We start from the raw sequence: 7,485 nt of genomic DNA on the forward strand, positions 1-7,485 counted from the left end.
AAGTAGCGAAGAACGCGGCAGAACGGAGTGATCGTGAGCGCCGAACTACAGGTCGTGATGATTGCGCTTGCCTGTTCGGCCGTGGCCGCGCTGACGGGGGTGCCGCTGCTGCGTCTGCTGCGGGGACGGCCGCTGTGGGCCACGGTGGCGGCGCTCTCGGTCGTGCCGGTGCTGGCGGTGGCGGCGGGGGTCGCCGGTACCGCGCGGGCGATGTTCCTTTCCGACCACGACCTGCGGGTCGTGCTGATCGTGGTCGCTGTCTCGACGGTGGTCGCCACCGCCGCCGCGGTGCGGCTGGGGCGGCCGGTCGTTACCGCCACCACCATGCTGACCAGTGCCGCGGCCACTCTCGGTGAGGCCGGCTATCACGGAGCGGGTCGCGTCCCCACGGCTGAGCTCGCCACGCTGGCACATACGCTGGATGCCACCCATATCCGGCTGGTGGCGGCGCGTGACCGTGAACGGGCGCTGGAAGCCAGCCGACGCGAGCTGGTGGCCTGGACAAGCCATGACCTGCGGACCCCGCTGGCGGGAATCCGGGCGACGGCGGAGGCGCTACAGGACGGCCTGGTGACCGACAGTGAGACAATGTCTCGTTACCATCGGTTGATACTTGCCGATGCCGAGCGGTTGACCGGCATGGTCGACGACCTGTTCGAGCTGGCCCGTCTGCAGGCCGGGGCCTTCCGGCTGACTCTTGAGAAGGTCTGCCTCGCCGACCTCGTGTCGGACGCGATCGCCGTCGTGGACCCGATCGCGCGGGCCAAGGGCGTCACCCTCACCGGCACCGCCGATCATGCGCTGTTCGTCATCGCCGACGCGACCGAGGTCGGACGGGCGCTGACCAACCTGCTCGTCAACGCCATCCGGCACACTCCGGACGACGGGACGGTGGAGGTCACCGCGGAGGCGGACACCGCGCGGGACCGGGCGCTGCTCGCCGTGGCCGACCGCTGCGGCGGTATCCCCGCCGACGATCTGCCCCGCCTGTTCGAACTCGGTTTCCGTGGCGAGGCGGCGCGGACACCCGGCGGCGGCGATCATCCCCACCAGCTCCGGGTGCGCTCGGGGATCGGGCTGGCGATCGTCCGCGGGATCGTCGAGGCCCATGGTGGCGACGTCACCGTGCACAACCACCGGGGCGGCTGTCGCTTCGTCGTCGCGCTCCCGGCCGCCTGACCAACGCTCCCTGGCCACCTGGGCAGACGCATGCCCGCGGGCCGCGTCACGCATCCGGGCTTCCCGGGCTTCCCGGTCTCCTCCGGGCTTTCCGGTCTCCTACGGGCTTCCTCGACTTGTAAGATCTGGAGCGCCCCGGAGCCGTTAGCGTCCGCGGGTATGCGCATTCTGGTCACCGGCGGCGCCGGGTTCATCGGTTCCCACGTGGTCGACACGCTCGTGGCGGCCGGCGACAGCGTCCGAATCCTCGACGCGCTGCTGCCGGCGGTGCATCGCGGCAGGCCCGAGGTGAACGCCGCCGCCGAGCTGATCGTCGCTGACGTGGCCGACCGCTCCCAGGTCGAAGCCGCGCTCGACGGTGTGGACGCCGTCTGCCACCAGGCCGCCATGGTCGGTCTGGGGGCAGATCTCGACGACCTGCCGGCCTACGCCACGCACAACGGCCTCGCCACCGCGGTGCTGCTGGCCGCCATGGCCCGTCGCGGGGTACAGCGCCTGGTGCTGGCGAGTTCGATGGTCGTCTACGGCGAAGGTGGCTACCGCTGCCCGGCCGACGGGCCGGTGCGCCCGGGCCCGCGGCTACCGGCCGAGCTGGATGCCGGCCGGTTCGAGCCGCCGTGCCCGCGCTGCGGCTGTCCGCTGGAGCCGACGCTTGTCACCGAGGACGCGCCGCTGAAGCCGAAGAGCGTTTACGCGGCCACGAAGGTTGCTCAGGAGCACCTTGCCGCCGCGTGGGCCATCGCCACCGGCGGCAGCGTCCTGGCGCTGCGTTACCACAACGTCTACGGCCCCCGAATGCCCCGGGACACCCCGTACGCCGGTGTCGCGTCGATCTTCCGTAGCGCACTGGAACGGGGCGAGCCGCCACGCGTGTTCGAGGACGGTGGACAACTGCGCGACTTCGTCCACGTCCACGACGTCGCGCAGGCGAATCTGCGCGCGCTGCGGCACCCGGGCGCACCCGGCGAGCTCGTACCGCTCAACATCGGCTCGGGTGAGCCGCACAGCGTCGGTGACATGGCCTCGGTACTGGCTCGGGCCTTTGGTGGACCAGGGCCCGTCGTCACCGGTTCATATCGGGCCGGTGACGTCCGCCATGTCACCGCCTCGTCCGCCCGCGCCCGGGGCTTTCTCGGTTATCAGCCCCGGGTTGTCTTCAGCGACGGGGTGAATGCCTTCGCCCGCGATCCGCTGCGCGGATGACGACCCACGGTGCCTTCGTTCCCGGCACCGGTGAACGGTGGGCTTCACGCTCCGGGATATCGCCCCTGCCGGAAAACGGCCTGTTCTGCCAGCCGGGACGATACCCGGGCGGACGATGGTCAGGCGGATGGTGCTCAGGTGATGCTGCTCAGGTGATGGTGCGGCTGACCCGGACGAACAGGTGGTGGAAACCGGCGAAGCCGCCGAACAGGCCGCCGATCTCAAGCACCTGGACGCGGGCCAGCCCGTCGGCGAGGATGATGTCCGAGGGCGGCAGGTTGGCCACGGCGTTGGCGAACGCCTCGTCGAAGCTGAGCTTGGACGACAGGCCGATGGCCTCCTCGGCTCCCGCCGGCGGAGCGGGCCGGTCGGCGCCACCGCGGACGGCCTCCACAAAGCTGACCAGGTCCTTGCCGGCGGGCTCGATGTCGACGTGGTCGGTGCCGTCGGCGTGATGGACCGTGATCGTGTCCTGGTCCTCGGGGTAGCGGACCGCCTCGGCGTAGCGGTACGGCGTGACGTGCTGCGGGAAGATACCCGGCTTCGCGCGGCGCAGGAGATTGAACTGCTGCGGGAAGATGCGCAGCAGGCTCCTGGCGATGTCGACCTCGTAGCCGGGGCTGGGCAGCTCGCCTTCGGCGACGAGCAGCACGAACGGCCCCTCACGGAAGGCGCGTATCCGGGTCCGGCTCGCCAGTTCCCAACGACTCATGACTCCTCCTGGTAATTGTCGGTCGCATCCGGGATGTGGCTTCTCCGCCACGGATATCTTCTTACTTTAGGCAACTGATCAGATACTATTGGCATATAGGCGACAGTTTTGCGCCTGCCGTGGGAACACGGTGTAGGCATATGTTGCCTGTAAGCAGATCACGAAAGCCCATGAGAGCCGTTCGGGGTGGCGGGTGTGGCCGTGAGCGCGCCGATCGCGATCTACGGCACGATGTAGATCGCGATGTAGAGGCCCGACCGTGAGGCGGGGTTCCGGAGGGCTGGCGGTCCGCTTGATCCCGGTGGGCCCGCCTGCCCGCCTGCCCGCCTGCCCGCCTGCCCGCCTGCCCGCCTGCCCGCCTGCCCGCCTGCCCGCCTGCCCGCACGGCGCGGTGGGTCTGTCGTCCTGGCCGGTATGACCGGCCTCTCATGGGAGTAGGAAAAGCTCCCTTATGGGTGATGCGGGATTCGTGACCGACATCACATGATGAGGTGCACCGCCGGACGGGGCCGTTCAGACCGATCAGACGGCTGCTCGCCCTGACGCAGGAGCCTCGCATGACCGTCACGTACACGGGGTCCGCCTCGGCCGTCGGTGTCCCGGGCGAGATCGCGCGGCATGTGGCGCTGCCCGAGGGGCGCCGGGGCGACGAGCCGCTCCGCACGGCGTACCGGCGGCGGCGGGAGAACGCGCCGCTGGCGGAAGCGCACGTCGAGGGCTATGGCCCGATCCGGCTCATCACCAGGTACGCGGACATCGTGCGGGCCGAGAAGCAGCCGGCTGTTTTCGCCGCCGGCGGTGGCGGTGCGGGCGTCCGGCCATCGAATCCGTACCAGGCCCATACTCCCCGAGGAGATCTGTTGACACTCATTGTGAACCCACCGGCGCCTACGGACTCGTCGACGCGTCTCACGGTCAGCGACCGGATCGAACGCGCCTTTTCGGCGGTTGTGCCGATCGGCGTGCTCCTCATGTTCGTCGGCCTGCTGGTCGCCGGTTATATCCCGGCGCTGCCCGCCTACTGGTCCGCGGAGAAGGTCGCCGACTTCTATCGGGACAACACGAACCTCATCCGTTTCGGGATCATTCTGACGCTGGTCGGATTCATGGTCTGGGGCCCGCTGATCACGGTGATCCTGCGTCAGATGTTACGTATCCGGCCGGAGCAGAAGGCCCTGGCCTACCTGCAGTTCGGCGCCGGCCTGGCGGCCTGGCAGTTCCTGTGGGTGCCGATGCTCGTCCTGGCGGCCGCCTCGTTCCGGCCGGAGCGCAGCCCCGAGGTGACGCAGACGCTGCACGACCTGGGCTGGATCCTGCTGTTCATGCCGTTCATGCCGTTCGTTCTGCAGAGCGGCGCCATCGCGCTGGCGGTGCTGCTGGACACCGGGCCGAAACCGGTCTTCCCGCGCTGGGTGGCCTACTTCAACGTGCTGGAGTGCTTCCTCTTCATGGCGGTGATCCTGATGCTGTTCTTCAAGACGGGGCCGTTCGCCTACCACGGCGTGCTGGTCTACTGGATCCCGCTGTTCATATTCGGTGTGTGGCTGCTCGTGATGGCATGGGCCACCTATCGGGGGGCCGTGGAGGAGCAGGCACGGCGGCTTGAGAGTGCCTCGGGCGCGTATGCGGGTTGAACGGCCGGCGTCGGCGTACCCGCCGTCGTCGGGCGCTCGGGCCGGCGCCCCCGGGCCGCGTGGCCACGTCCCGGACGTGCCCGATGGCGGCGGTCATGCCCCACCCGCGCGTGCCCCGCATGTGCCCGGTGAGGCCGGTGTCTGGGTCCTCGTCCTCGGCGAGATGTCGATGTTCGGGGTGTTCTTTGCGATCTTCATGGACGCCCGTGCCGGTGACCGGGAGCTGTTCGCCCGGTCACAGCAGCATCTGGGCATCGCGATCGGGCTCGTCAACACGATAGTTCTTCTGGCGAGCTCGCTGTTCGTCGTACGGGCCGTCCAGGAGGTCCAGGCCGGTGGGTTCGGCCGGGCGTCGAGATTCTTCACGCTGGCGCTGTCCTGCGGCCTCGGATTCATGGGCGGAAAAGCTCTGGAGTACGGCGAGAAGCTGCACGCCGGCATTTATCCCGTGACGGACGCGTTCTACATGTACTATTATGTGCTCACCGGGATACACGCTCTCCACGTCGCCGTCGGTATGTGTGTGCTCGCTTTTCTGCGGAAGGCGACGAGAAATCCGTCGCGTCGTCCGAAGGCCACGACGGTCGAGGCGTGCGCGTCCTACTGGCACATGGTGGATGTATTATGGATCGTTCTGTTCCCGTTGCTGTACCTCATCTGACGGCGATCTGATGGCGCGCCCGCGCACGGTGGCCCCGGGCCGGCTGGTCCGGCTGGTGTTCGTGGGGCTCCTGCTGCTGACGGCCGGCTCGTCGTGGTTCGCCGAGTCCGAAAGCGCCCGCGGCGTCGCCACGACGGCGTTCGTCATGACCGTCGTGGCGGCGAAGCTCCACCTGGTCGGCATGCACTTCATGGAGCTCAGGCACGCCCCGTTCGCGCTGAAGCTCGCCTTCCACGGCTGGATCGTCCTGGTGTGGGGCCTCATAGTCGGCCTCAGCTGACCCGTCCAGCCGGCCCATGAGCGCGCCCGGGCCGGAGGACTTCCGGCTCTGTTACGAGACGAATGTCCTCGGGCCGGTACGGATGATGCGTGCGTTCATCCCGCTGCTGCGGCGCTCGACGCTCCCGCGGGTCGTGATGGTGTCGAGCGGAATGGGCTCCCTTGCCATCACCACCGATCCCGCACGGTTGGAGCCGGGCATCGTCAGCCTCGTCCACCCGTCGTCGGAAGCCGCCCTGGATATGATCACAACTTCGCCAACGCCGCCTCGGCCAGGTGGCCTGTCAACAGGTCCGACGTGGAGTGCTTACTGCGGGACGGGCCGGCCGGGTGCTGTCGTGACCAGGCCGAGTTCTTCGGCGGTGGCGGCCAGGCGTCTGTCGTAGGTCACGAAGGCGCTGACTGTTTTCCCGGACGCGACGAGCTGGTCCGCGGTGGCGAGGTGAATAGCGTCCAGCGACCGTAGATGGGGGAAGGGGTAGGCGCCCGCGGTGGCTCGGACCGCGTCGTCGATGTCCAGGCGGTCAAGATGGGCGAGAACGCTGGCCACCGCCGCCAGCCGTGCTGGTTCCTCCCGGCGTAACGCCCGTGGGACTTCGACTTCGGCGAGTTTAGAAGTGATCACATGCTCGGCCGGTCGGGCGTTGAGCCATTCGGCCAGGGCGTCGCTCTCCAGCTCGGGCCTGATCAGCTTCACGATCGCGGAGGTGTCCAGATAGATCACCAGCGTTCCTCGTCGCGGAGCTGCCTGATCAGTTCGCCGGCTTCCAGGCCGCTGATCTGTGGCCCTTTCGGTGCGACGAAAGGGCCGGTGATGGTGGCCGGGGAGACTTTGCCCGCCGCGATCAGGTCGTCGAGCTCCCCGGGTGTCGCCGGCACGATACGGCCGATCACCTTGCCATGCCGGGTGATCTCGATGGTCTCGCCGCGCTCGACGCGCGCGAGCACGCCCGCGGTGTCCTGGTTGAGCACCCGCACAGGTACCTGTTCCACCGACTCATCGTAGTACGTGGGTAGTACTGTCCTGGTGTCGTCGCGGCGGAGGGTGACACGGCCATCGACGCCGGTCCTTCGTGACCGGCGTCGATGTCAGTAACATGAATGTTGGTCTTCGCGTGTGCATGAGGACTTCGTGGGCAGTGCCGAGGAGCTGGCGCGGCTGGCCGCCCACCTCGCGGCGGTCCGTGGCGGCCGGGGCCGGCTGGTCAGCGTGCGAGGGCGGCGCCAGGCCGGCAAGTCCAGGCTGATCAGCGAGTTCGTGCGCCGTACCGGCCTGCCGCAGACGTTCGTGACCGGGGCTCGTCAGGCGATCCCCCAGCGAGACCTCGACGGGTTCGTCGAGGACGCCCGGCTCGACTGCACGCTGCCCGGCGTCGACGGGCTCGCCGCCGGCGGCTTCACCACCTGGGGCACACAAAGGTGGGTTGGAGCGTGGTCGCCATACGGGACCCGGAGCGCATGGCAGGTAAGGATGGCTCGGCTGGCGAAGCTGGCGAACAACCAGCAGTTCAATGATCCCCGCGCGGGCGGGGCCGCAGCCCGGTGGGCGTCCGGGATCGGCTGTCGAGGTCGCGGTGGGTTACGGCGGCGGCGCTGTTGGCCGGGCCAGTGGCGGGAGTGGGCCCCAGGTCTCGGCCGGTAGCCGGACGAGCCGGCCGCCGCGCGGCACAAGCCACCCAAGCCACCGCCACGCCTCGGGCGAGGCACCGAGCAGCTCGTCTCGGGATGCCGACCAGACCGCCAGCTCCCCGTCGGGAAGCTGCTCAAGACACCAGCCGACCGGCTGCCCGGTGGCGCTGTCCCAGATGCGGGCGGTG

Annotated in this window: 9 protein-coding genes; 6 read left to right on the top strand and 3 right to left on the bottom strand. The window is 69.0% G+C overall.

Annotation, left to right across the window (positions count from 1 at the left end):
* Positions 1–33: 33 nt before the first annotated feature.
* Together NBX02_RS01715 and NBX02_RS01720 are read left to right on the top strand one after the other, a co-directional pair.
* The gene (locus tag NBX02_RS01715; RefSeq protein ID WP_250283721.1) at positions 34–1,179 is read left to right on the top strand and encodes a sensor histidine kinase; all 1,146 of its coding nucleotides are present in this window, start codon (positions 34–36) and stop codon (positions 1,177–1,179) included.
* A 159-nt stretch (positions 1,180–1,338) separates the two neighbouring features.
* Positions 1,339–2,382, top strand: coding sequence for an NAD-dependent epimerase/dehydratase family protein (locus tag NBX02_RS01720; protein ID WP_250283723.1), 1,044 nt, complete (start codon positions 1,339–1,341; stop codon positions 2,380–2,382).
* A 148-nt stretch (positions 2,383–2,530) separates the two neighbouring features.
* On the opposite strand, the gene NBX02_RS01725 is transcribed toward NBX02_RS01720, so the two are convergent.
* Positions 2,531–3,094, bottom strand: a complete 564-nt coding sequence (locus NBX02_RS01725) for a hypothetical protein (protein WP_250283725.1) — start codon at positions 3,092–3,094, stop codon at positions 2,531–2,533.
* A 557-nt stretch (positions 3,095–3,651) separates the two neighbouring features.
* Between NBX02_RS01725 and NBX02_RS01730 the strand changes: the two genes are divergently transcribed.
* From NBX02_RS01730 to NBX02_RS01740, 3 genes are all read left to right on the top strand, one after another.
* Complete coding sequence (locus NBX02_RS01730; RefSeq protein WP_250289676.1) at positions 3,652–4,728, top strand: hypothetical protein; 1,077 nt, start codon at positions 3,652–3,654, stop codon at positions 4,726–4,728.
* Positions 4,729–4,804: 76 nt separating this feature from the next.
* Complete coding sequence (locus NBX02_RS01735; RefSeq protein ID WP_250289678.1) at positions 4,805–5,389, top strand: cytochrome c oxidase subunit 3 family protein; 585 nt, start codon at positions 4,805–4,807, stop codon at positions 5,387–5,389.
* A 10-nt stretch (positions 5,390–5,399) separates the two neighbouring features.
* Positions 5,400–5,669, top strand: a complete 270-nt coding sequence (locus NBX02_RS01740) for a cytochrome C oxidase subunit IV family protein (RefSeq protein WP_250283730.1) — start codon at positions 5,400–5,402, stop codon at positions 5,667–5,669.
* 306 nt (positions 5,670–5,975) lie between these two features.
* On the opposite strand, the gene NBX02_RS01745 is transcribed toward NBX02_RS01740, so the two are convergent.
* Both NBX02_RS01745 and NBX02_RS01750 read right to left on the bottom strand, forming a co-directional pair.
* Positions 5,976–6,392 carry a type II toxin-antitoxin system VapC family toxin gene (locus tag NBX02_RS01745; protein ID WP_250283732.1) on the bottom strand — a complete coding sequence of 139 codons (417 nt, stop codon included), beginning with the start codon at positions 6,390–6,392 and terminating at the stop codon, positions 5,976–5,978.
* Entirely contained in the window at positions 6,389–6,661 is a 273-nt protein-coding gene (locus NBX02_RS01750) for a type II toxin-antitoxin system Phd/YefM family antitoxin (RefSeq protein WP_445548206.1), read from the bottom strand. The genes NBX02_RS01745 and NBX02_RS01750 overlap by 4 nt, the downstream gene beginning before the upstream one ends.
* A gap of 124 nt (positions 6,662–6,785) precedes the next feature.
* Between NBX02_RS01750 and NBX02_RS01755 the strand changes: the two genes are divergently transcribed.
* Positions 6,786–7,310 (top strand): hypothetical protein, encoded by a 525-nt coding sequence (locus NBX02_RS01755; RefSeq protein ID WP_250289681.1) that lies wholly within the window; start codon positions 6,786–6,788, stop codon positions 7,308–7,310.
* The last annotated feature ends 175 nt before the right edge of the window (positions 7,311–7,485 follow it).

The sequence above is a fragment of the Protofrankia sp. CiP1_Cm_nod1 genome (assembly GCF_920888515.1).
Lineage (GTDB): Bacteria > Actinomycetota > Actinomycetes > Frankiales > Frankiaceae > Protofrankia.

What these genes read in the sequence shown, in the direction of transcription:
- NBX02_RS01720 (WP_250283723.1), top strand. Translation starts at nt 1,339, where the DNA reads ATGCGCATTCTGGTCACCGGCGGCGCCGGGTTCATCGGTTCCCACGTG.
- NBX02_RS01725 (WP_250283725.1), bottom strand. Translation starts at nt 3,094, where the DNA reads ATGAGTCGTTGGGAACTGGCGAGCCGGACCCGGATACGCGCCTTCCGT.
- NBX02_RS01730 (WP_250289676.1), top strand. Translation starts at nt 3,652, where the DNA reads ATGACCGTCACGTACACGGGGTCCGCCTCGGCCGTCGGTGTCCCGGGC.
- NBX02_RS01740 (WP_250283730.1), top strand. Translation starts at nt 5,400, where the DNA reads ATGGCGCGCCCGCGCACGGTGGCCCCGGGCCGGCTGGTCCGGCTGGTG.